We start from the raw sequence: 22,117 nt of genomic DNA on the forward strand, positions 1-22,117 counted from the left end.
CGGGCTCGTGAAGGGAACCCGAAGAGGCACTGACGGCGGCGGGTGCGCCGTCAGTTGAGGCGGCTGGAAAACCTTAGACGGCGGCGGTCACGCGCGCCTGTTCCAGCCAGGCATCGCGCTGGTTTGGCTTGGAGCCGAGGATTGGCCCGAAGGTCAGCGTCTTCAGTGGCTTGATGCCGCAGAATTCCAGCGTGGTCTTGCGCATCTGATTCAGCCCGGGCATGCCATAGATCCATTTGTAGTACCAGTACGGCGTGTCCATGGTCACCAGCAAATGCGCGGTGCGGCCCTTGAGCAGCTTGTCGGGGAAGGCTTTGCCTTCGCGGTATTTGAAGGCGAAACCCGGCAGGAAAATCCGGTCGACGAAGCCTTTCAACAGTGCCGGAATACCGCCCCACCAGATCGGATAGACGAATGTCAGGTGCTCGGCCCAGGTGATATCGGCCTGGGCTTGCAGCAGATCCGGTTCCAGTGGCTGCACCTTGTTGTAGCCTTCGTGCAGGACCGGGTCGAACTCCAGCGCATCCAGACGCAACAGCCGCACCTCATGCCCGGCGTCCTTGGCGGCCTGAACGTAAGTCTCACTCAATGCCCCGCAAAAGCTGTCGGTGGAGGGGTGACCCAGAATCACGAGCATTCGTTTGCTCATTGTGTGTACTCCTGAAATGAAGCGCACAGGATAGAGTCTGCCCCTAGCGGTAGAGTCAAGGCACCAGCGCATCAAACAAGGCGCGGGCGTAACCGGGCAGGTGGTCGAAATCCCGCGCGCACAGTTGCAGAGTGCGATGCGCCCAGACTTCGTCCAGCGGCCGGCACGTTACCGAGTGCACCGCCGCCCAGCGCTCGATGGCCACCTTGGGCACGATGGCCAGCCCCGCACCTCGCGCCACCATGCGCATGACGCCCTCGAAGCCATCGGCACGGATCCGGATCGACATGCGCTGGCCGATGTGCAGCGCTTGTTCCTCCAGGTGAATCGCCAGCGCGCTGTGGCTGCCAAGCGCCACATAGTCGTGCGCCAGGGTTTCACCAAACGTCAGCGACGCCTGACTCGCCAAAACATGCTCGGGGGGCAGGATCAGCACCAATGGATCATCGCGAAAGGGCCGGGTTTGCAGGCCATGGGTGTCGACCGCATCGGAGACGATCCCGAGGTCCGCCGCGCCTTGGCGCAAGGCGTGCGTGATGCGCGCGCTGGGCAGCTCCTGCAAATCGATGTCGAGATTGGGGTGATCGCGCAGGAAGTCCGCGAGTACTTCCGGCAGGTATTCGGTGATCGCCGTGGTGTTGCACAGCAAGCGCACCTGACCTTTGACGCCTTGGGCGTAGTCGGCCAGATCCTGCTGCAGGCGTTCGGCCTGTTGCAGGAGGATGCGCGCGTGCTGGGCCAGCGCCTTTCCGGCGGCCGTCGGCGTGACGCCACGGCGGCCGCGCTCGAGAAAGTCGACGCCAAGCGAGGCTTCCATGGCGCGGATTCTGGCGCTGGCGGCGGCCAGGGATAAATGGCTGCGGGCGGCGCCGGCGGTGATGTTGCCGGTGTCGAGGATGTGCAGGTAGAGGCGCAGGTCGGTGAGGTCGAAGTGCATGGGCAGCCTCTGAAAGTTCTGGTGTCTGGGCTGGCCTCATCGCGAGCAGGCTCACTCCTACATGGGATCTGTGGCGAACGCAAAACCTGTAGGAGTGAGCCTGCTCGCGATGAGGCCATAGGCTTCAAAGAAAATATCAGCCTCTTGTCCGGCGAGAGGCACCCTCAGTATATGGCAGATTTTCAGCCAACCCGGACTGGCGCACAGTAGCGCCATGAACACTCTCACAGACTTCTACCAACACCTCGGTCTGGCCTTGTCTTTGCTGGTCGTGATGACCTTCATCCTCGCCGGTCTGATCAAAGGCGTGATCGGCCTCGGCCTGCCCACCGTTGCCATGGGACTGCTCGGTCTGGCTATGGCGCCGTCGCAGGCAGCTGCGTTGCTGATCATCCCGGCAACCCTGACCAATGTCTGGCAACTGGCATTCGGCGGGCATTTGAAAGGACTGATCAAACGCCTCTGGCCAATGCTGCTGATGATCTTCCTCGGCACCGGCGTCGGCACGTTATGGATCGGCATGGCGGGCGGGCATTGGGTGGTGCGCGGATTGGGCGCGGCGCTGTTGCTTTATGCGTTGAGTGGTTTGTTTCTGCCAACGCTGAGCGTCAATCCGCGCCATGAAGGCTGGCTGGGTCCGGCGTGCGGTTTGATCACCGGCGTAATCACCTCGGCCACCGGCGTCTTCGTGATTCCGGCGGTGCCGTACCTGCAAGCGCTGGGCTTGAATCGTGATCAACTGGTGCAGGCGCTGGGCCTGTCTTTCACCGTTTCAACGTTAGCGTTGGCCGCTGGATTGCTCTGGCGCGGCGCCCTCGGTGGCGGCGAACTGAGTGCTTCGCTGCTGGCGCTGATCCCGGCCATTCTCGGCATGCTGCTGGGCCAATGGCTGCGCGAACGTATCAGCGCCGTGTTGTTCAAGCGGGTGTTCTTTATCGGTATGGGCGCGCTCGGCGCCCATTTATTGATCAGCGGTTAGCCGAGGCTTCGCTGAGCATTTCGATCTGGCGGATATCAAAATCGCGCTGCAGATAATCCATGCGCCGCTCAAAGAATGCCTTCATGTGCGGCAGATTCGAATGCACATCCAGGTGCGCTTGCGACGCCCAGATTTCGTAGAAGATAAACAGCGTCGGATCTTCCTTGTCGCGCAGCATGTGGTACTCGATACAACCTGGCTCAGCGCGACTCGGCTCAACGTAAGCGCGGAACAACGCCTCGAAAGCTTCGGCTTGTTCCGGACGGGTCTTGGCGTGCAGGATAAAACCCAAGCGTTCACTCATCACAACGACTCCTCAAATTCAGAATGCCGCGGATGTTATTGCAACAATCGGCAATGGATTCGTGCCTTTTGATCAAATGTATTTTGCGCAATCAGGCCTTATTCCGCGCGCGACACATCATTAATCTGCCGCCATTCCAGTTTCCCTTCTCCATCCAGCCCACTGGCTGCGCCGAGGCTTTCTCATGAAAAAAGTGCTGTTGCTCAATGGCGGTAAAAAATTCGCTCACTCTGACGGTCGCTACAACACCACCCTGCACGAAGCCGCGCTGAGCGTGCTCGATCGTGGCGGTGTCGATGTGAAAACCACCTTCATCGACGAGGGCTACGACGTTGCTGAAGAAGTGGCGAAATTCCTCTGGGCCGACGTGATCATTTATCAGATGCCGGGCTGGTGGATGGGCGCGCCATGGACGGTAAAAAAGTACCTCGACGAAGTCTTCACCGAAGGCCACGGCAGCCTCTACGCCAGCGACGGCCGCACCCGTTCCGACGCCTCGCAGAAGTACGGCAGCGGTGGCCTGATTCAGGGTAAGCAATACATGCTGTCGCTGACCTGGAACGCACCGCAGCAGGCCTTTGATGACCCGACTGATTTCTTTGAAGCCAAAGGTGTGGATGCGGTGTACTTCCCGTTTCACAAGGCCAACGAGTTTCTCGGTATGACCGGGTTGCCGACGTTCTTGTGTGTCGACGTGATGAAGCGTCCGAACATCGAGGCTGATGTGGCGCGTTATGAGCGGCATTTGAGCGAGGTGTTTGGTCTCAAGGCCTGAATGGTTTCGGGCTACTATCGGTGGTAACAGCAAAAGATCGCAGCCTGCGGCAGCTCCTACAGGGAGTTGCATTCATCTGCGATCTTGGCGATTTCAACGAGGATACCCGTGAAAGCCAGATCCGATGAGTTGCAGATTTTCGTCTGCGTGATCGAATGCGGTTCGATTTCCGCCGCCGCCGAACAGGTCGGGCAAACCCCTTCCGCGGTCAGCCGCACGTTGTCGAAGCTGGAAGCCAAGCTCGACACCACGCTGATCAATCGCACCACGCGGCGCATGGACCTGACCGAGGAGGGCAAGTATTTCTTCGAGCAGGCCAAATTGATTCTCGATCAGATGGAGCAACTCGAAGAGCGTCTGTCTTCACGTCAGCAAACCCCGTCCGGGCGCTTGCGGATCAACGCCGCGTCACCGTTCATGCTCCACGCGGTGGTCCCGTACATCGACGAATTCCGCCGGCTCTACCCGGACATCCAGCTCGAACTCAACAGCAATGACCTGATCATTGACCTGCTGGAACAAAGCACTGACATCGCCATCCGCATCGGCACCCTCGCTGACTCGACGCTGCACGCGCGCGCGCTCGGTTGCAGTCCGCTGCTGATCGTCGCCAGCCCGGCCTATCTGGAAAAACACGGCGCGCCACAGCAAGTTGCTGATCTGAGCGAACACACCTTGCTCGGCTTCACCCAGAACGAAGGCCTCAACCAATGGCCGCTGCGCTATGTGCACGGCGATCGCTGGCCGATCACCCCGGCGATCAGCGCGTCCAGCGGCGAGACCGTGCGCCATCTGGCGCTGGAAGGGCAGGGCATCGCCTGTCTGTCGCACTTCATGACCATCGATGACATCCGTGCCGGGCGCCTGAAAGTCCTGCTCGGCGAGTTCAACAGTGGTTATCGCCAGCCGATCAACGCCGTGTACTACCGAAACTCGCAACTGGCGCTGCGCATTCAATGCTTCCTCGACTTTATCCAGAGCAAACTCGCCGCTTACGCCAGCGCCGATTTCAAGGGCTGATTCGTGACCTCTGCGCAAGAGTGAATTGGGCGGGGACGGGTTTTTCCCCCCGGCTCACGGGCAGATACTCGTCCCATCACTTACTCACGCAGGGAGTTATTCCATGAACGTATTCGTCACCGGCGCTGCCGGATTTATCGGCGGTTCGATCGCTACTGGTCTGGTTCAGGCCGGGCATCAAGTCACCGGACTGGTGCGCAGCCCTGAACAGGCTGATGAACTGCAAGCCATCGGGATCATCGCGGTCATCGGCACTCTTGACGACAAAGCGCTGCTCGCTGAGCAGGCCCGCGCTGCCGACGCAGTAATCAACGCCGCCAGCAGCGACCATCGCGGCGCGGTCGAAGCGTTGCTCGATGCCTTGCGCGGTTCCAACAAAGTCTTCCTGCACACCAGCGGTTCGAGCATCGTTGGCGACGCATCGGGCGGTAAGTCCAGCGACGTCATCTACTTTGAGGACAACCTGCCGGAACCAACCGTCGACAAAGCCGCGCGCGTGGCCATCGACAATCTGATCCTCGCCGCTGCGCAGGACGGCGTGAATTCGGCGGTGATCTGCAACACGCTGATCTATGGCCACAGCCTGGGCGTCAATCGCGACAGCGTGCAACTGCCGCGACTGCTCAAGCAGGCACGCAAAAGTGGCGTAGTGCGCCACGTCGGCCCAGGCCAGAACATCTGGTCCAACGTGCACATCGAAGACGTCGTCGCCCTGTACCTGCTGGCGCTGACCAAAAACGTCCCGGGCACGTTCTACTTTGTCGAAAGCGGCGAAGCCTCGTTCATCGACATGACCACCGCCATGGCTGAAGCGCTGAACCTGGGCCAACCACAAGACTGGCCACTGAAAGACGCCGAAGCCGAATGGGGCTACGAAATGGCCAACTACGGCCTCGGCTCCAACAGCCGAGTGCGCGGCAAACACGCCCGCGAACTGTTGGGTTGGGCACCGAAGCGTACGTCGGTGGTTGAATGGATTCGTAACGAAATGGTGTGATGGATGTTTGAGCCCCGCCGGGCTTTGCTATCACCCTTCAGAACGGCTGCCATCGGGCGGCCGTTTTCGTTTCAGGCTTTGCGCTTGTATTGCGCCAGACCTATGGTGCTCTGAACATCGCCAATTCAGCAGGTACAGGGATGATTAACCGTTACGACGCAGAAGGGGCACAGAGCACTTTTCAGCCTGGCTCGAATGAGCAAGTGCTGAGCAATAAGCTGGGAATTACCGATCCTGAAGACATGGACGATGCAGAGCTGGTTTTGTTGGAAAAGCTTTACCAATCGGTACTCATCGAGCATTTACCTGATCGACCACTGACAGTTCAGGATTTAAAAGATTGGCATCGACACTGGCTCGGGAACATCTATCCATGGGCTGGCGATGTCCGTGCGGTAAATTTGGGCAAGGATGGATTTTTCTTCGCCGCTGCGCCGCAGATCCCTCGGTTGCTCGACGTATTTGAAAGGGACTGTCTTGCCAAATACACGCCATGCCGGCCCGATCTGGACGAGAACCTGATTCGCGCCATTGCTGTAACGCACGTCGAGTTCATCCTTATTCATCCCTTTCGCGAAGGTAACGGACGCTTGTCGCGATTACTGGCGGATGTCATGGCCGTGCAGGCGGGCTACGTGCCGCTGGACTACAGCAGTTGGGAGCGAAACAAAGAGGCTTATTTTGCAGCCATCAACCAAGGGCTGAACTGCAACTACGAACCCATGGAGTATTGGGTCCGACAAGCATTATGGACTTGAGGCGGGACTACTTGGCCAGGGACAAGTGCAGGAACTTACTGGACCTGAGTTTGAGTTTGCGCTCAATGGTCTCCACGCTTTGACCTGTCTCGATGGCAGTCGAACTGGCAACTGCGCGGATCAACGTTTCGGTTGTCAGTTTTTTTTTGGTGCGGGGCGTGGGGCTCATGGCAGGGACTCCGCGGAGGTTGTCAGGCGAGTATAGCGCTTGGCTGGATTTGAAAAACATGTCTATGGCTGGGCACCGAAGCGTACGTCGGTGGTTGAATGGATTCGTAACGAAATGGTGTGAGTCGTCCACCAGCTCCCACAGGTTTTGCGCATTCTGTCTGGAGGAGTGCGATCAAAACTGTAGGAGTGAGCCTGCTCGCGATAGCGGTCATTCAGCCAATGAAGATATTGACTGTTACGGCGCAATCGCGAGCAGGCTCACTCCTACAGGGGGCTGTGTTGGCTGTAAAAGTATGTAAATCCCGCCCCCTGATTTTCATTAATCACGACAAGACATATCCATCTGCGACACGCCTTGCCTCTCCACGAAAATTACTTTCATGTGGTTTGAAATCTCGATCTCGAAATGATTTATGAGTTTCACAACCCATTCGAACGTGACCCTTTCGAGGAGTACCGCATGACGCCTTCCTTCGGCGATTGGCTGCTGGTGTATGCCGCCGTCGCCATCATTGCGCTGATCGTGTTGATCGCCCGTTACCGGCTCAATCCGTTCATCGTCATCACCCTGATTTCCATTGGTCTTGCGCTGGTCGCGGGGATGCCGCCGTCGGGTGTGGTGGGGGCGTATGAGGCCGGGGTAGGCAAGACGCTGGGGCATATCGCGCTGGTGGTCGCGCTCGGGACGATGCTCGGCAAGATGATGGCCGAGTCCGGCGGCGCCGAGCAGATGGCGCGCACGCTGATCGATAAATTCGGCGAGAAGAATGCGCATTGGGCGATGGTCTGCATCGCGTTTCTGGTTGGTCTGCCGCTGTTCTTCGAAGTCGGTTTCGTCTTGCTGGTGCCGATTGCGTTCACCGTGGCGCGCCGCGTTGGCGTGTCGATTCTGATGGTCGGTTTGCCGATGGTTGCCGGCCTGTCGGTGGTGCATGCGCTGGTGCCGCCGCACCCGGCGGCGATGCTCGCGGTGCAGGCCTATCAGGCGTCGGTCGGGCAGACCTTGCTGTACGCGATTGCCATCGGCATTCCCACCGCGATCATTGCCGGGCCGCTGTACGCCAAATTCATCGTGCCGCGCATTCAACTGCCGGCGGATAATCCGCTGGAAAAACAATTCCTCGACCGCGAACCGCGCGACAAACTGCCGGGTTTCGGCATCACCATGGCGACCATTCTATTGCCCGTGGTGTTGATGTTGATCGGTGGCTGGGCCAACCTGATTTCCACGCCGGGCAGCGGTTTCAATCAGTTTCTGTTGTTCATCGGCAACTCGGTGATCGCGCTGCTGCTGGCGACCTTGTTGAGTTTCTGGACGCTCGGCATCGCCCAGGGTTTCAACCGTGAATCGATTCTGAAATTCACCAACGAATGTCTGGCACCTACCGCCAGTATCACCTTGCTGGTCGGTGCTGGCGGTGGCTTGAACCGCATTCTGGTGGATGCCGGTGTCACCGATCAGATTGTCGGTCTCGCCCACGAATTCCACCTGTCGCCGCTGGTCATGGGCTGGTTGTTCGCGGCGTTGATGCGCGTCGCCACCGGTTCCGCGACGGTGGCGATGACCACCGCGTCCGGCGTGGTCGCGCCGGTGGCCATTGGTCTGGGTTATCCACACCCTGAACTGTTGGTGCTGGCGACCGGCGCCGGCTCGGTTATCTTTTCCCACGTCAACGACGGCGGCTTCTGGTTGATCAAGGAATACTTCAACATGACGGTCGCGCAGACGTTCAAGACCTGGACCGTGCTCGAGACGCTGATCTCGCTGGTCGCGTTCGGCCTGACCGTCGGCCTTTCTTACCTGCTGTAACCGGAGCCTGCCGCCCATGGACATCCTCTACCAGATCCGCGCCCGCCAGGATTCCTTCAGCGCCGGCGAAGGGCGCATCGCCCGGCTGATGCTCGACGACGTTGGCTTCGCCGCGAGCGCCAGCCTCGAAGACCTCGCGCAACGTGCCGAAGTCAGCACGGCCACGCTGTCGCGTTTCGCCCGCACGGTGGGCTGCCGCGACCTACGAGATCTGCGCCTGCAACTGGCTCAGGCCAGCGGCGTTGGCAGCCGTTTTCTCGACCCGGCGGGCACGCCTGAACAGTCGGCGTTCTACGGGCAGATCGTCGGCGACATCGAAACCACGCTGCGCCAGCACCTGGCCGGATTCGACGAGTCACGCTTCGGCGATGCGGTGAAATTGCTCGGCCAGGCACGGATGATTCACGCCTTCGGCATGGGCGGTTGCTCGACCCTGTGCAGCGATGAATTGCAGGTACGCCTGGTGCGCCTCGGCTACCCGATTGCCGTGTGTCATGACGCGGTGATGATGCGTGTCACCGCCGCCAGCCTCAACGCCGAGCAAGTGCTCATCGTCTGTTCGCTGACCGGCATCACTCCGGAATTACTTGAGACCGTGGAACTGGCGCGCAACTACGGCGCACGCATTCTGGCGATCACCCGCGCCGATTCGCCGCTGGCAGAACTGGCCGACATCGTCCTGCCGCTGCAAGGCGCGGAAACCTCGTTCATCTACAAACCGACGGCGGCCCGCTACGGCATGCTGCTCGCCATCGATGTGCTGGCGACCGAGCTGGCGCTGGCCAATCCTGAAGACAATCAAGAGCGTCTGCGGCGGATCAAACTCGCCCTCGACGAATACCGTGGCGGCGACGATCACCTGCCGCTGGGAGACTGACATGCTGTACGACACCCTGATTCGCAATGCCCTGATCATCGATGGCAGCAATGCGCCCGGTTACCACGCTGACGTGGCGATTCTTGACGGTCGCATCGAGCGCATCGGTGACTTGCACGATGCCACCGCCAGCGAGGTAATCGACGCCGCTGGCCGCGTGCTGGCGCCCGGTTTTATCGATGTGCACACCCACGACGACACTGTGGTCATTCGCCAGCCGGAGATGTTGCCCAAACTCAGTCAAGGCGTGACCACGGTGATTGTCGGCAACTGCGGGATCAGCGCTTCGCCCGTGACATTGAAGGGCAATCCACCGGATCCGATGAACCTGCTCGGCAGGGCGGCGGCGTTCGTTTATCCACGCTTCAGCGATTATCGTGCGGCGGTGGAAGCGGCCAATACCACGCTGAACGTGGCGGCACTGATCGGCCATACGGCGCTGCGCAGCAATCATCTCGATGACTTGTTCCGCACCGCGACGCCCGAAGAAATCGCCGCGATGCGCGAACAGTTACGCGAAAGCCTTGAGGCCGGTGCGTTGGGTTTATCCACAGGCTTGGCGTACGCCAGCGCCTTCAGCGCCTCCACCGATGAAGTCATGCAACTGACCGAAGAACTCACAGCGTTTGGCGCGGTATACACCACGCACCTGCGCAGTGAATTCGAACCGGTGCTGGAGGCGATGGATGAAGCGTTCAGCATCGGTCGTCACTCGCGTTCACCGGTGATTATTTCCCACCTCAAATGTGCCGGCGTTGGTAACTGGGGGCGCAGTCCGCAACTGCTCGCGTCATTGGAAGAGGCCGCCAAAACTCATCCGGTCGGTTGCGATTGCTACCCGTATGCGGCGAGTTCATCGACGCTGGATTTGAAGCAAGTCACCGACGCGCACCGCATTACCATCACTTGGTCGACGCCGCACCCGGAAGTCAGCGGCCGCGACCTGATCGACATCGCTGCCGAATGGGATCTGCCATTGCTTGATGCCGCGAAACGCTTGCAACCGGCGGGTGCGGTGTATTACGGGATGGACGAGGCGGATGTCAGACGAATCCTCGCCCATCCGTTGTCGATGATCGGGTCTGACGGACTGCCGGAAGACCCGTTCCCGCATCCGCGCCTGTGGGGCGCTTTCCCACGGGTTCTCGGACATTTCAGTCGTGACGTCGGCCTGTTTCCGCTGCACACCGCCGTGCACAAGATGACCGGTTTGTCGGCGGCGCGATTTGGTTTGACGGAGCGCGGTGAGATTCGTGAAGGCTATTGGGCGGATCTGGTGTTGTTCGATCCGGCGACGGTGCGTGATGTGGCGGACTTCAATGATCCGCAACGGGCTGCGCAGGGGATTGATGGGGTTTGGATCAACGGTGTATTAAGTTATCGCGACGGGCAGGCGAATGGGCGCAGGGAAGGGCGTTTTCTCGCTCGACAGGGTGATCTGCGCGACAACTTTCACTGAGGTTTCGCGGACTGCGTCACAGTGGTGGCACATTGCAATTAAAGAAAGCCATCAACAGGCCGAATTGCTGACATCCACCCCGTCTACACTGTGGGGTCAATCAGTCAGGGAGCACCCCATGAGCTTCGGCAAAACCACCCCGATCCTGCGGATCTTCGATGAAGCCAAAGCTGTCGAGTTCTACGTCGATTTTCTGGGTTTCAAGATCGACTGGCAGCATCGCTTCGAGGCGAATTTTCCGTTGTATCTGCAGGTGTCGCGTGGCGAGTGTGTGCTGCATTTGTCCGAGCATCATGGCGACGCGTGTCCGGGTTCGGCGCTGCGGATCGAGACGGATGAGCTGGAGGCGTTTCAGCAGCAGTTGGAGGCCAAGGATTACAAGTTTTCGCATCCGGGCATTCAGGCGATGCCGTGGGGGAGCCAGGACATGACGATCGTTGATCCGTTTGGTAATCGGCTGGTGTTTACCAACGCGATTTGTCTCTGAGCTGAACAGCCCCTCACCCTAGCCCTCTCCCAGAGGGAGAGGGGACTGACCGAGGTGTCTGGCGCTGTACATCGACGTGAAAGATCTGCAGCGATTATGGATTCACGGCAGCACTTTCAGGTCGGTGTATTTAGCGAACATCCCACGGTTGGCCCTTCACCCTCACCCTAGCCCTCTCCCGGAGGGAGAGGGGACCGATCTGATCTGGGAATGCTTGAGAGATACACCGACCTGAACCTGCTCGGTCGAATCCATAATCGACTCGGTCATTCAGGTCGATGTATAGCGCCAGACACCTCGGTCGGCCCCCTCTCCCTTTGGGAGAGGGCTGGGGTGAGGGGAAAATGGCCCACCGCAAAAAGAAGCCCGCCACCTGACCATTACAGTCGGACAGCGGGCTTTTTCGTTACTCGGTCGGCACGAACTTATCGAGCACCTGATTGACCGCCATTTCCGCCACCATCACCACTTGCGCGATGCCTTGCAGGGTCTTGCGGTGCGAACCTTCGAGCACGGCGGCGAAGTCGTTGAGCATCACCGAGGCAGAACCCAGCGTTTCGCAGGCGTCGACCAGCAAGGGCTCGGTCGCGGATGCCGGGTTGGCCATGTAGAGGCGGTTGGGTTGGTAAGGCGTGGCCATGATCTGCGCGGTGGGTGGGGCGAGATAGTGGTCTAGAGCGCGCTCGGCGGCTTCGTGGAATTTCTTCGAATCGGCGGATTCGTAGGGGGAGGCCGGGTCAGTGATCGGCGGGTTTGGCGTTACTTTGAACATGGGAGCGTACCTTTTAAAGCCGCATCCATTTCGCCGCTAAGCAAAAGGGAGGCAGCTGTGCGCAAGTTAGCGGACCGGTCGCATCCCACCCCGGCGCACCCGAAGGTGCCATGCGCACAGCCACCATTAAGCGCAGGCAAATACCTGACTGGATGATATTCGTGCAGCGGGGAGCGAATGTAGCCGAGCCGCTAAGCTCGATCACTGGGAATCAGTGACGCAATCAAGTTACGCAGCATGCTCAGGGCGCACAAGCCGGCGGATTCTGGCGCAGGCGTAGGCAGCGGCGCAAGGATTTGTGGGCTGTTTCGCGTATCACTGAGTGTCTTTAAACACCTGTGATGCTGGATGTTTATTGCGCTCAAGTATCGAAGATTTACCTGTAGGAATTGGCTGCGGCAACTGGCGCATTCGCGAGCAGGCTCGCTCCCGAAGTGGGTCGGCGGTGAACATCAACTTTGTGAACAACGGAGATCAACTGTGGGAGCGAGCCTGCTCGCGAAGGGGCCGGAACATTCACCCTCGATGCATCTGCCGAAACTCCCCCGGCGGCATCCCCCGCCGACTCTTGAACGTGCGATGAAACGAGCGCGGTTCGGTAAACCCCAGATACTGCGCAATGTCCTGAATCGGCAGCGTACTGTTGAGCAAATAATGCTCAGCCAGTTCCTGGCGCAAATCATCGAGAATCTGCTGATACGACGTCCCCGCCTGATGCAACTGCCGCTGCAACGTTCGCACCGATACTGCGAGCTGCTCGGCAACCTGCTCCTTGCGCGGCAAACCCTCCTTGAGCAACTGCCGCAGAATGTTTTTCACCTGCTGTTCCAGCGACGCATCCTCCAGCGTCGCCATCAATCCCATAGCGTGTTCTTCCAGCGTGCGCAGCAACTGCGCATCGGCCTGGCGCAACGGCAACTGCAAATAAGCCAGCGGCACGACCAGCGCCGAATACGGCTGATCGAACAACACCGGGCAATCGAAAAACGCTTCGTACTGCGCCGGCGTGGCCTCTGCCGGGCACGAATGTTCCAGCCAGACCCCGGCCGGCGACATCTGCGTATCGGCGATCCAGCGTGCATATTGCAGCCACGACCCCAGCACGTTTTCCACCAGATGCCGGCGGATTCGCGGACGCTGATAACGGCAGGTCCAGATCAGATGCACATGGCCGTCCTGCACCTCGGCGCGGCTGACGCCCATGTCCCCCACCAGTTTCTCGAACGGCATGATTCGGCTCATCGCATCGCCCAGCGTCGCGCAGTTCATGGTGATGTAACCGAGCACGCTCCACGAATTGGGCAGGACGAAATTCGCCGCGTTGAGCCCGAACAACGGATCGCCCGAGTGCTCGCAGAAATAATCCAGCAGCCGCTCATGCGCCTCACCGGGCAAACGCAGGGTGTTGTCGCTCAACTGCTGCGCCTGCAAACCCGCCGCCGCCAATGCAGGCTCGATGGCCATGCCCAGTTGTTCGGCATGGCGCAGGTACTTGAGCAGCGGCGGAACCGAGGTGAAGCCAAGCGATTGCATGATCCCATTCCTTTGATCAACGGCAGCGGAGGCGGACGAATAGCCTGAAAGGTAATTTGAAACCCCGACTAAAGTAAATGGCTGACGCTTGCGCGACGTTTGACTCAATTGGCTACACGAACTGGCCGGATGCGACCGTGACACTTTGCGGTCGCTGGCTAGTATGGGGGCCTGAAATATCACTGATCCGACGGTTAAAAGGACACACGCATGCGACGCTGGAACGGCTGGGGAGATGCAACCACGGTGGTCGAACTGCCGGCCCAGGGCGCGGAGTTTCTTCATGAACGACTGGGCGAGGGGCGCGCGCTGCCCGATGCGACACTGGAATCCGCATTGGCCCGGGTGCCGGCTTCGCGATTGCCGGCGCACAGCTTGTACAGCGTCGATGCCCATGATCGTTTGCTGCATGCGCGGGGCCAGAGCCTGCCGGACTGGCTGGCGTTGCGCGAAGGTGCTTTGGGCAATTACCCGGATGCGGTGGCGTTTCCCGAGACTGCTGAGCACATTCGCCAATTGCTGGCACTCGCCCATGAACAGGACTTGTGCCTGATCCCTTATGGCGGCGGCACGTCGGTGGCCGGACACATCAATCCACCAAATTCTGTGCGACCAGTGGTGACGGTGTCGCTGGCGCGGATGAATCGCCTGATCGACCTCGATGAACAGAGCCTGATGGCAACTTTCGGCCCCGGTGCGAGTGGCCCGCAGGTGGAAAGTCAGTTGCGTGCGCGGGGCTATACGCTGGGGCATTTCCCGCAGTCGTGGGAGCTGTCGACATTGGGCGGTTGGGTCGCCAGTCGTTCCAGCGGTCAGCAGTCGTTGCGCTATGGCCGGATCGAGCAGTTATTTGCTGGCGGCACTTTGGAAACGTTTGCCGGGCCGATGCGGATTCCAACCTTCCCGGCTTCGGCTGCCGGGCCAGATTTGCGCGAAGTGGTGCTCGGTTGCGAGGGCCGTTTCGGGATCATTTCCGAGGTTAAGGTGCGGGTCAGCGCATTGCCCGCTGACGAGCGTTTCTACGGTGTGTTTTTGCCCTCTTGGACCAAGGCCCTGCAAGCCATTCGCCAATTGGCCCAGGCACGCGTACCACTGTCGATGCTGCGCCTGTCCAACGCTGTGGAAACCGAAACGCAACTGGCGCTGGCCGGTCATCCGCAACAAATCGCCTGGCTGGAAAAGTACCTGAATCTGCGTGGCGCGGGTGCGGGCAAATGCCTGCTGACCTTCGGCGTCACCGGCAATCGCCGACAAAACGCATTGTCGCTGACACAGGCACGGCAAAATTTGAAGGCCTTCGGCGGCGTGTTCACCGGCACCTTGCTCGGCAAGAAGTGGGCGCAGAACCGCTTCCGTTTCCCTTACCTGCGCGAGAACCTGTGGAATGCCGGTTACGTGGTCGACACCCTCGAAACCGCCACCGACTGGAGCAACGTCGACAACCTGCTCAACCTCATCGAAAGCAGCCTGCGCGAGGCCCTGGCCGCCGAAGGCGAACGCGTGCATGTGTTCACCCACCTGTCCCACGTTTACGGCGAGGGTTCGAGCATCTACACCACCTACGTGTTTCGCCCGGCGGCGGATTACCCCGCGACGCTGGCGCGCTGGAAAGCACTCAAACACGCGGCCAGCCAGACCATCGTCGACAACCACGGCACCATCAGTCACCAGCACGGCGTCGGCAAGGATCACGCGCCGTACCTGTTGCGTGAGAAGGGTGCGTTGGCGATGGATACCTTGCAGGCGTTGAGCAAACACTTCGATCCGGCCGGGCGCCTCAACCCCGGCACGCTGTTGCCGGAGTGACGGCCATGAGTCAGGACTGGAACGCCGCGTGGCGCCAGCAAGTTCTGCCAACGCTGGCGGAGGAAACCTGGGATCTGATCGTCATTGGTGGCGGCATCAGCGGCGCCGGCATCCTGCGTGAAGCAGCGCGTCGAGGCTGGCGCTGCCTGCTGCTGGAACAACGCGATTTCGCCTGGGGCACCTCAAGTCGATCATCGAAAATGGTCCATGGCGGTTTGCGTTACATCGCCAAGGGCCAGTGGCGCCTGACCCGTGATTCGGTGCGCGAACGTCAGCGCTTGCTCGACGAAGCGCCGGGGCTGATCGAGCCGATGAGTTTCATGATGCCGCACTATCGCGGCGGCTTTCCCGGACCTCGGGTGTTGGGTGGTTTGCTGAGCGTTTACGACGCTCTGGCCGGGCGTCGCAGCCATCGCTTTCATGATGCGCAACAACTGCGTTATCTGGCGCCGGGGGTGAAGGAAAACGACTTGCTCGGTGGCACCTGTTTTGTCGATGCGCTGACCGATGATGCGCGGCTGGTGATGCGTGTGTTGAGCGAAGCTCGGGCGGATGGCGCGGACGTGATTAACGGCGTTCGCGTGGAGCATTTGCTGCGTGAAAATGGGCGAGTGTGTGGCGTTCAGGTCGAGGATTGCGAGGGCGGCACGTCACTGCAATTGCGCTGCGGCGTGCTTGCTGTGGCCACCGGCGCATGGGCCGAGCGCTTGCGGCCGACGGAGGCACCACGGCAATTACGGCCGTTACGCGGCAGTCATTTATTGCTGCCGGGTTGGCGTCTGCCGGTGGCGCAGGCGTTCACGTTTCTGCATGAGCGCGACCGGCGTCCGGTGTTTGTTTTTCCATGGGAGGGCGCGACAGTGGTCGGCACCACGGACCTCGATCACCGTGAGGATCTGGATCAGAGCGCGAGCATCAGCGGCGAAGAACTCGACTATCTGCTGGCGGCCTGCACGCAACAGTTTCCCGGCGCCGAAGTGAGTGCGGCGGATGTGCTGTCGACATGGTCCGGCGTACGTCCGGTGGTGGGCAGCGCAGGTGCGCATCAAGACAAACCGTCGAACGAAACCCGTGAACATGTGCTGTGGCAGGAGCCCGGTTGCGTGACCTTGGCCGGCGGCAAACTCACCACGTTTCGCCCGCAAGCCATCGAAGTGCTCAAGGCCTGCGCGGCGATGCTCGAACGTCCTTTCGTCGATGACGCCGCGCCCGTGTTTGCCGCTGTTCCTGTGCAGGCGATTCCTGAGTTGAGCAGCCATCAGTGGCGACGTCTGACCGGGAGGCATGGTCGAGATCTGCCGAAGTTGGCGCAATTGATCAAAGAAATCGGCCACGCCACGGTCGGCGCTACGGACACTCTGTGGGCCGAACTGGCTTTCGCCTGTGAGTCGGAAATGGTTCTGCACCTCGACGATCTGCTCCAGCGCCGCACGCGTCTCGGTCTGCTGTTGCCGCGCGGTGGCGAAGAGTATTTCACCGCCATCCGCCAACTCTGCCAGCCACGACTGGCCTGGAGCGACGACCACTGGCAGCAGGAAGAACAGCGTTATCGGGCGTTGTGGCAACGCCATCACGGTCTGCCGGATGCCACGCCTTGATGCCCCTTGAAGAGAGCTCCATGGATAACCACCCGAACAAGCGTTACCTGCTGGCGATCGACAACGGTACCCAGAGCGTGCGCGCGCTGCTCTTCGATCTGCAGGGCAATCTGCTCGGCAAAGGCAAGGTCGAGTTGCAGGCGTATTACTCGACGCAACCGGGCTGGGCCGAGCAGGATCCGGAGTATTACTGGGCGAAGCTCGGCGAGGCGTGTCAGCAGGTCTGGCAGCAAACGGGGATTGATCGCGCGCAGATTGCCGGCGTTTCCCTGACCACTCAGCGCGGCACGGTGATCAATGTCGATGCCGAAGGCAAGCCGTTACGTCCGGCGATTCTGTGGCTCGATCAACGTCAGAGTGAAGTCGAGGGCGGGATCAAAGGGCCGTGGGGCTGGTTGTTCAAACTGGTCGGCGCGCAAGGCACCGTGGATTATTTTCGCGCTCAGGCTGAGGCTAACTGGATAGCAAAACACCAACCTGAAGTGTGGGCGGCGACCGACAAGTTTTTACTGCTGTCGGGGTTTCTCACTCATCGACTGTGCGGACGTTTTGTCGACTCGGTGGGTTGCTGCGTCGGATATCTGCCGTTCGACTTCAAACGGCTGAAATGGGCTGCGCCGAGTGACTGGAAATGGCAGGCGCTGGCGGTGCGTCCTGAGCAATTGCCGACCCTGCACAAACCCGGTGAAACCCTCGGCCACATCACCGCCGAAGCCGCTCGCCACACCGGCATTCCCGAGGGCTTGCCGCTGATTGCTGCCGGCGCCGACAAAGCGTGCGAAGTGGTCGGTGCCGGCGTGGTCGATGCGAGCACGGTGTGCCTGTCCTACGGCACCACGGCGACGATCACCAGCACCCGCTCGCGCTATCTGGAAATTGTCCCGTTGATTCCGCCGTACCCGTCAGCGGTGCCCGATCAGTTCAACTGCGAGGTGATGATTTATCGCGGTTACTGGATGGTCAGCTGGTTCAAGAACGAGTTCGGTTTGCGCGAGATGCAGCAGGCCAAAGAGCAGGGCATCGAGCCGGAGCAACTGTTCGATGCATTGGTTAATGCGGTGCCGCCCGGCTCGATGGGCCTGATGCTGCAACCGTACTGGTCGCCGGGGATTCGTGAGCCGGGCGTGGAGGCGAAAGGCGCGATGATCGGCTTCGGCGATGTGCACACCCGCGCGCATATTTACCGGGCGATTCTTGAGGGATTGGCGTATGCGTTGCGTCAGGGCATGGAGAACATCGAGCGGCGTTCGAAGGTGTCGGTCAAGCGGTTGCGGGTTGCCGGAGGTGGCTCGCAGAGTGATGCTGCGATGCAGTTGACGGCGAACATTTTCGGCCTGCCAGCGGAGCGTCCGCATGTGTACGAAGCGTCGGGTCTGGGCGCGGCGATTTGTTGTGCGGTGGGGTTGGGGTTGCATGCGGATTTCCCCACGGCGATCGCGGCAATGACCCGGGTGGGTGCGGTTTTCACCCCACAGCCCGAGGCGCAGAAAATCTACGAGCAACTGTACAAAGAGGTCTACCTGCGCATGTACCGCCAGCTCAAGCCGCTATATCAGAGCATCCGCAAAATCACCGGTTACCCCGCCTGAAAGAACACCACAAATCCCCTGTAGGAGTGAGCCTGCTCGCGATAGCGGTGTGTCAGCCAACATCTATTTGACTGACACACCGCTATCGCGAGCAGGCTCACTCCTACAGGGGGCGGTGGTGTTTTTGATATCGGGTAATTGGCGCCATCGGAGACTTTTTCTGGTGAGATCGGACAGTGTCAGCGGCGGGGTCGGTTGTTAGGCTCATCCCCCACGGCACTTCCAATAAGAACGAAAAGCAATGAAGCTGACCTTCCTCCTGTTGCTGCTTTGTGCAACCGCCCCGAGCGCCTGGGGCTGGTCGAACCATACGGTCGGCAGCTATCTGGCGTTGCAGGATCTGCCGTCGTTGCGCGATGCACCAGCGGTGGAAGTCGAGCCACTGGAACAGTTTCTCACCGAGCAATACCCGGCCGTGCTGGCGCTGTTGGAGCAGCAGGAAAGCTTCGCCCGCGAGCACTTCGCTCAGTACCCGCCACGCCCCGACAATCTGAAATTGCCCGCAGTCCCAAGTGACAATCTGCGCCACGATTTCCTCTCGGCACTGCGCATCAATCCCGAGATTCATCTGGCGATGGTCATCCAGCCGCTGCCCGGCAAAGACCTGCCCGAGCGCGAGCACTTGCAGGCCAATCAGGTCATGGTCGAGCAAACCCTGTCACCGTGGAATCGCCAGCGTTTCATCGTGGTCACCGATCATGAAAAAGTCGCAGCCCTGGCCGTGCTCGCCAGCGCCGCCGACGAGCCGGATTACGGTCACGACATCAATCTGTTCAGCGACAACCCCGGCAACGTCGGCGCGATCTACGGTTTCGGCTCGCAACCGTTCGGCGATGCGCGCTTCCAGTACAGCTCACAGGCGCCGTTCCACATGGGCTTCTTCCATGAAAGCGCGGTGGTGTACGCCGCTGCCGGTTTCCTCGAACGCAGTTGGCCGGACTGGCGCGCGTATCAATACATGGGCCTGGCGCGATTGGCGTTTGCCAGCGGTCATCCGTATTGGGGTTATCGCTTTCTCGGCTGGGGCCTGCACCACATTCAAGACCTGACCCAGCCGTATCACGCCAAGCCGTTGCCGGGCGTCGACCTTGCCAATCTTCTTCTGCTGGAAGGCAAGGCGCTGGCCGGTTTCGCCGCTGACAAACAAGCCTCGATCGAACGCGTCGCCACTCGACATATGGAAGTTGAGAAGTACCAATCGACTTGGCTGCGACGCTTGCTGCGCGCCGGTCAGGCGCATCCGATGCTCGCGGCTTACACCGATGTGGCTCAGGACAAAAGCTACCCGCCGTACTCGGTCGACTACCTGCGCGAAGTGGTCAGCGCCGAAGCGGTCAACGACTCCGCAGCCTTCGACGAAGCCATCGGGCAGTGGCTGGAAACGGCGCCGGTCAGCAGTGATTTCAGCAGCGGTAATCAACTTCATAGCGAAGATTTCGACCACCCGGCACTCAACCAGCAGTTGTTCAAGCTGCTTGGGCATTTCGGCGCGCACAGCCGGATTTATGTCAGCGCGGGATTGGCGCCGTAGCGCGGCAACGTACACCAAAACAATAAAAACACAGGGAAGGAGGAAAAGATGATCAACACTCGATTGCGCCTGACGGGCGCCGCGCTCCCCGGTGTCGGCCTGGCCGGGTTGCTGCAACTGTGCGCAGTCGATGCGGCGCACGCGGTGGAATTCAGCTTCATGGACAAACAAGTGACCGGCTCTGTCGACACGACCTTGTCCTATGGCCGTTTGTGGCGAGTGCAGGGCCGCGACAAGACTAACGATGACGTCAACACCAACGACGGCAATCGCAACTTCGACACCGGGCTGGTTTCCGAGGTCTACAAGATCACCTCCGAGCTTGAAGCCAATTATCAGAACTACGGTGTGTTTGTGCGCGGCACCGCGTTCTACGACACGCAACTGATGGACAAACGCAACGACTACTACGACAACAACCGCCCGTCGCAACCGAGCCAGAGCTACCCGCAGGACGATCATTTCACCGGCCAGACCCGCGACATCGCCGGCAGCCGCATCGAGATGCTCGACGCCTATGTGCACGGCAGTTGGGACGTTGCGCAGATGCCAGTAACGGCGCGCGTCGGTCGACAAGTGTTCAACTGGGGCGAGGGGATTTTCTATCGCGGCGGGATCAACACCACCAACCCGGTGGACGCCGCCAAGTACCGCTTGCCCGGCGCCGAAGTGAAGGAAGTGCTGGTGCCGGTCGAGGCGCTGAGTTTCAACATCGGCCTGACCGATTCGCTGACCATGGAGAGTTTCTACCAGACCAACTGGAAGGAAACCCGCATCGACCCGGTCGGCACGTTTTATTCGCAAACCGACCTGTTCGCCGACGGTGGTAATACCGGTTACAACAACTTCAGTGGCACCGCGCTGGATACGCCTGTGCCGGGGTTTGGCAACGTCATCGGTTTGTACAGCGCGCTGGGCAACAACCCGATGCTGAACTCCGCCCTGCAAACCACTGGCCTGTACGCCAACGGCGTCACTCCGGCTTACGGCAACACACTGAAAGTGGCGAGCATCGGCAAGGACTACAACGCGCGCAACGATGGCCAGTTCGGTTTTGCCTTTCGCTATATCGCCGAACAGCTCAACAGCACCGAGTTCGGGTTGTACATGGTCAACTACCACGCCAAGGAGCCGACCATCGCGGCGGACCTGGGCGGCTACAAAGGCATCGACATGGATGCGCTGAGCAACCTGTTGTCCGGTGTCGCCGGCAGTCAGGCCGGGGCGCTGGCCAATGGGTTGGCGACGGCCGACGTGATGGGCAATATCCAGGCGCATCGGCGTTATGCCGAAGATATTCGCATGTACGGCTTCAGCTTCAACACCACGTTGGGTGAGGCGTCGGTATTCGGCGAAATTGCTTATCGGCCGAATCTGCCGATAGGTGTCGCGGCTACCAACGATTTGATCGGTGACCTGGCCAACGGTGCAGCTGTGGCGGTGACGGGTCGGTCGATCAACGTCGGCGGGCAGATGGTCAATCTCAACAGCGAGATCAACAACGCCGAACGCGTGGAAGCGTTCAACACCTCGCTCGGCACCATCTACAACTTCGGACCCACGGCTTCGTTCGACTCGCTGTTCGGCATCTTCGAACTGGCCTCCGAGCATTTGCGTGGCAGCAGCCTGCAATACACCGCGTATGACGGCAGCCGACGTTATTACGCCGGCACCGGTAACTATTCCTATGTGTCTGGCGGTGATCGCGACGATCAGGTCAACCGCAATTCCTACAGCTACACGGCGATGCTCAACGGCACCTGGAACGACGTGTACGCCGGGGTCAACGTCTCGCCGTACATCGTTTACAAGGACGATTTCGAGGGCAACAGCTATCAGGCCGGCAACACCATCGAAGGTCGCAAGGCTTACACGCTGGGGATCAAGGCCAACTACCAGAACAAGCTCGAAGCCGAGTTGCAATACACCGAGTTCTATGGCGGCGGGCAGAACAACGGCATTCGCGACCGCGATAACGTCGGGTTCAATCTCAAGTATTTCCTTTGATACCCAGACCACAGGCGCACGCCCTGTAGGAGTGAGCCTGCTCGCGATAGCGGATTTT

General features: G+C 60.1%; 19 protein-coding genes. 14 read left to right on the forward strand and 5 right to left on the reverse strand.

The window, feature by feature from the left end:
* Positions 1-73 precede the first annotated feature (73 nt).
* Entirely contained in the window at positions 74-649 is a 576-nt protein-coding gene (locus tag VY732_RS03610) for an NAD(P)H-dependent oxidoreductase (RefSeq protein ID WP_137218889.1), read from the reverse strand.
* A 55-nt stretch (positions 650-704) separates the two neighbouring features.
* The gene (locus VY732_RS03615) at positions 705-1,586 is read right to left on the reverse strand and encodes a LysR substrate-binding domain-containing protein (RefSeq protein ID WP_123594454.1); all 882 of its coding nucleotides are present in this window, start codon (positions 1,584-1,586) and stop codon (positions 705-707) included.
* A gap of 214 nt (positions 1,587-1,800) precedes the next feature.
* On the opposite strand from VY732_RS03615, the gene VY732_RS03620 reads away from it, so the two are divergent.
* Positions 1,801-2,565: a sulfite exporter TauE/SafE family protein gene (locus VY732_RS03620; protein WP_331694299.1), complete on the forward strand. Its 765-nt coding sequence runs from the start codon at positions 1,801-1,803 to the stop codon at positions 2,563-2,565.
* On the opposite strand, the gene VY732_RS03625 is transcribed toward VY732_RS03620, so the two are convergent.
* On the reverse strand, positions 2,555-2,869 hold the full coding sequence (locus VY732_RS03625) for a putative quinol monooxygenase (RefSeq protein WP_331694301.1): 315 nt from the start codon (positions 2,867-2,869) through the stop codon (positions 2,555-2,557). The two genes, VY732_RS03620 and VY732_RS03625, sit on opposite strands and share 11 nt — an antisense overlap.
* Positions 2,870-3,053: 184 nt before the next feature.
* On the opposite strand from VY732_RS03625, the gene VY732_RS03630 reads away from it, so the two are divergent.
* The 8 genes from VY732_RS03630 (at position 3,054) to VY732_RS03665 (ending at position 11,223) form a co-directional block, all read left to right on the forward strand.
* The gene (locus tag VY732_RS03630) at positions 3,054-3,644 is read left to right on the forward strand and encodes an NAD(P)H-dependent oxidoreductase (protein WP_116029403.1); all 591 of its coding nucleotides are present in this window, start codon (positions 3,054-3,056) and stop codon (positions 3,642-3,644) included.
* Between the two features lie 108 nt (positions 3,645-3,752).
* Positions 3,753-4,664, forward strand: a complete 912-nt coding sequence (locus VY732_RS03635) for a LysR family transcriptional regulator (RefSeq protein ID WP_331694303.1) — start codon at positions 3,753-3,755, stop codon at positions 4,662-4,664.
* Positions 4,665-4,767: 103 nt separating this feature from the next.
* The gene (locus tag VY732_RS03640; protein ID WP_331694304.1) at positions 4,768-5,661 is read left to right on the forward strand and encodes an NAD-dependent epimerase/dehydratase family protein; all 894 of its coding nucleotides are present in this window, start codon (positions 4,768-4,770) and stop codon (positions 5,659-5,661) included.
* Positions 5,662-5,750: 89 nt separating this feature from the next.
* On the forward strand, positions 5,751-6,419 hold the full coding sequence (locus VY732_RS03645; protein WP_331694306.1) for a Fic/DOC family protein: 669 nt from the start codon (positions 5,751-5,753) through the stop codon (positions 6,417-6,419).
* Positions 6,420-7,050: 631 nt separating this feature from the next.
* Positions 7,051-8,400 (forward strand): GntP family permease, encoded by a 1,350-nt coding sequence (locus VY732_RS03650; RefSeq protein ID WP_331694308.1) that lies wholly within the window; start codon positions 7,051-7,053, stop codon positions 8,398-8,400.
* Positions 8,401-8,416: 16 nt separating this feature from the next.
* Positions 8,417-9,277 (forward strand): MurR/RpiR family transcriptional regulator, encoded by an 861-nt coding sequence (locus VY732_RS03655; protein WP_331694309.1) that lies wholly within the window; start codon positions 8,417-8,419, stop codon positions 9,275-9,277.
* 1 nt (position 9,278) lies between these two features.
* The gene (locus tag VY732_RS03660; protein WP_331694310.1) at positions 9,279-10,736 is read left to right on the forward strand and encodes an N-acyl-D-amino-acid deacylase family protein; all 1,458 of its coding nucleotides are present in this window, start codon (positions 9,279-9,281) and stop codon (positions 10,734-10,736) included.
* 118 nt (positions 10,737-10,854) lie between these two features.
* Complete coding sequence (locus tag VY732_RS03665) at positions 10,855-11,223, forward strand: glyoxalase superfamily protein (protein ID WP_038357449.1); 369 nt, start codon at positions 10,855-10,857, stop codon at positions 11,221-11,223.
* A gap of 406 nt (positions 11,224-11,629) precedes the next feature.
* Here VY732_RS03665 and VY732_RS03670 read toward each other — a convergent pair whose 3' ends face one another.
* Positions 11,630-11,995 (reverse strand): DUF6124 family protein, encoded by a 366-nt coding sequence (locus VY732_RS03670; RefSeq protein WP_137218898.1) that lies wholly within the window; start codon positions 11,993-11,995, stop codon positions 11,630-11,632.
* Positions 11,996-12,511: 516 nt separating this feature from the next.
* Positions 12,512-13,528, reverse strand: coding sequence for an AraC family transcriptional regulator GliR (gliR, locus tag VY732_RS03675; RefSeq protein ID WP_331694313.1), 1,017 nt, complete (start codon positions 13,526-13,528; stop codon positions 12,512-12,514).
* 210 nt (positions 13,529-13,738) lie between these two features.
* On the opposite strand from gliR, the gene VY732_RS03680 reads away from it, so the two are divergent.
* The 5 genes from VY732_RS03680 to VY732_RS03700 all read left to right on the forward strand — a co-directional run bounded on the left by VY732_RS03680 (position 13,739) and on the right by VY732_RS03700 (position 22,059).
* Positions 13,739-15,334, forward strand: a complete 1,596-nt coding sequence (locus VY732_RS03680; RefSeq protein WP_331694315.1) for an FAD-binding oxidoreductase — start codon at positions 13,739-13,741, stop codon at positions 15,332-15,334.
* A 5-nt stretch (positions 15,335-15,339) separates the two neighbouring features.
* Positions 15,340-16,932: a glycerol-3-phosphate dehydrogenase/oxidase gene (locus VY732_RS03685; protein ID WP_331694317.1), complete on the forward strand. Its 1,593-nt coding sequence runs from the start codon at positions 15,340-15,342 to the stop codon at positions 16,930-16,932.
* A 20-nt stretch (positions 16,933-16,952) separates the two neighbouring features.
* Complete coding sequence (locus VY732_RS03690; RefSeq protein WP_331694318.1) at positions 16,953-18,521, forward strand: FGGY-family carbohydrate kinase; 1,569 nt, start codon at positions 16,953-16,955, stop codon at positions 18,519-18,521.
* Between the two features lie 241 nt (positions 18,522-18,762).
* Positions 18,763-20,052 carry a phospholipase gene (locus tag VY732_RS03695; RefSeq protein ID WP_331694320.1) on the forward strand — a complete coding sequence of 430 codons (1,290 nt, stop codon included), beginning with the start codon at positions 18,763-18,765 and terminating at the stop codon, positions 20,050-20,052.
* 48 nt (positions 20,053-20,100) lie between these two features.
* Positions 20,101-22,059, forward strand: a complete 1,959-nt coding sequence (locus tag VY732_RS03700) for a DUF1302 domain-containing protein (protein ID WP_331694321.1) — start codon at positions 20,101-20,103, stop codon at positions 22,057-22,059.
* Positions 22,060-22,117: the final 58 nt, after the last annotated feature.

Origin of the sequence: Pseudomonas sp. ZY71 (assembly GCF_036542145.1) — a bacterium.
GTDB lineage: Bacteria > Pseudomonadota > Gammaproteobacteria > Pseudomonadales > Pseudomonadaceae > Aquipseudomonas > Aquipseudomonas koreensis_A.

What these genes read in the sequence shown, in the direction of transcription:
- VY732_RS03610 (WP_137218889.1), bottom strand. Translation starts at nt 649, where the DNA reads ATGAGCAAACGAATGCTCGTGATTCTGGGTCACCCCTCCACCGACAGC.
- VY732_RS03615 (WP_123594454.1), bottom strand. Translation starts at nt 1,586, where the DNA reads ATGCACTTCGACCTCACCGACCTGCGCCTCTACCTGCACATCCTCGAC.
- VY732_RS03620 (WP_331694299.1), top strand. Translation starts at nt 1,801, where the DNA reads ATGAACACTCTCACAGACTTCTACCAACACCTCGGTCTGGCCTTGTCT.
- VY732_RS03625 (WP_331694301.1), bottom strand. Translation starts at nt 2,869, where the DNA reads ATGAGTGAACGCTTGGGTTTTATCCTGCACGCCAAGACCCGTCCGGAA.
- VY732_RS03630 (WP_116029403.1), top strand. Translation starts at nt 3,054, where the DNA reads ATGAAAAAAGTGCTGTTGCTCAATGGCGGTAAAAAATTCGCTCACTCT.
- VY732_RS03640 (WP_331694304.1), top strand. Translation starts at nt 4,768, where the DNA reads ATGAACGTATTCGTCACCGGCGCTGCCGGATTTATCGGCGGTTCGATC.
- VY732_RS03650 (WP_331694308.1), top strand. Translation starts at nt 7,051, where the DNA reads ATGACGCCTTCCTTCGGCGATTGGCTGCTGGTGTATGCCGCCGTCGCC.
- VY732_RS03655 (WP_331694309.1), top strand. Translation starts at nt 8,417, where the DNA reads ATGGACATCCTCTACCAGATCCGCGCCCGCCAGGATTCCTTCAGCGCC.
- VY732_RS03660 (WP_331694310.1), top strand. Translation starts at nt 9,279, where the DNA reads ATGCTGTACGACACCCTGATTCGCAATGCCCTGATCATCGATGGCAGC.
- VY732_RS03665 (WP_038357449.1), top strand. Translation starts at nt 10,855, where the DNA reads ATGAGCTTCGGCAAAACCACCCCGATCCTGCGGATCTTCGATGAAGCC.
- VY732_RS03670 (WP_137218898.1), bottom strand. Translation starts at nt 11,995, where the DNA reads ATGTTCAAAGTAACGCCAAACCCGCCGATCACTGACCCGGCCTCCCCC.
- gliR (WP_331694313.1), bottom strand. Translation starts at nt 13,528, where the DNA reads ATGCAATCGCTTGGCTTCACCTCGGTTCCGCCGCTGCTCAAGTACCTG.
- VY732_RS03680 (WP_331694315.1), top strand. Translation starts at nt 13,739, where the DNA reads ATGCGACGCTGGAACGGCTGGGGAGATGCAACCACGGTGGTCGAACTG.
- VY732_RS03685 (WP_331694317.1), top strand. Translation starts at nt 15,340, where the DNA reads ATGAGTCAGGACTGGAACGCCGCGTGGCGCCAGCAAGTTCTGCCAACG.
- VY732_RS03690 (WP_331694318.1), top strand. Translation starts at nt 16,953, where the DNA reads ATGGATAACCACCCGAACAAGCGTTACCTGCTGGCGATCGACAACGGT.
- VY732_RS03695 (WP_331694320.1), top strand. Translation starts at nt 18,763, where the DNA reads ATGAAGCTGACCTTCCTCCTGTTGCTGCTTTGTGCAACCGCCCCGAGC.
- VY732_RS03700 (WP_331694321.1), top strand. Translation starts at nt 20,101, where the DNA reads ATGATCAACACTCGATTGCGCCTGACGGGCGCCGCGCTCCCCGGTGTC.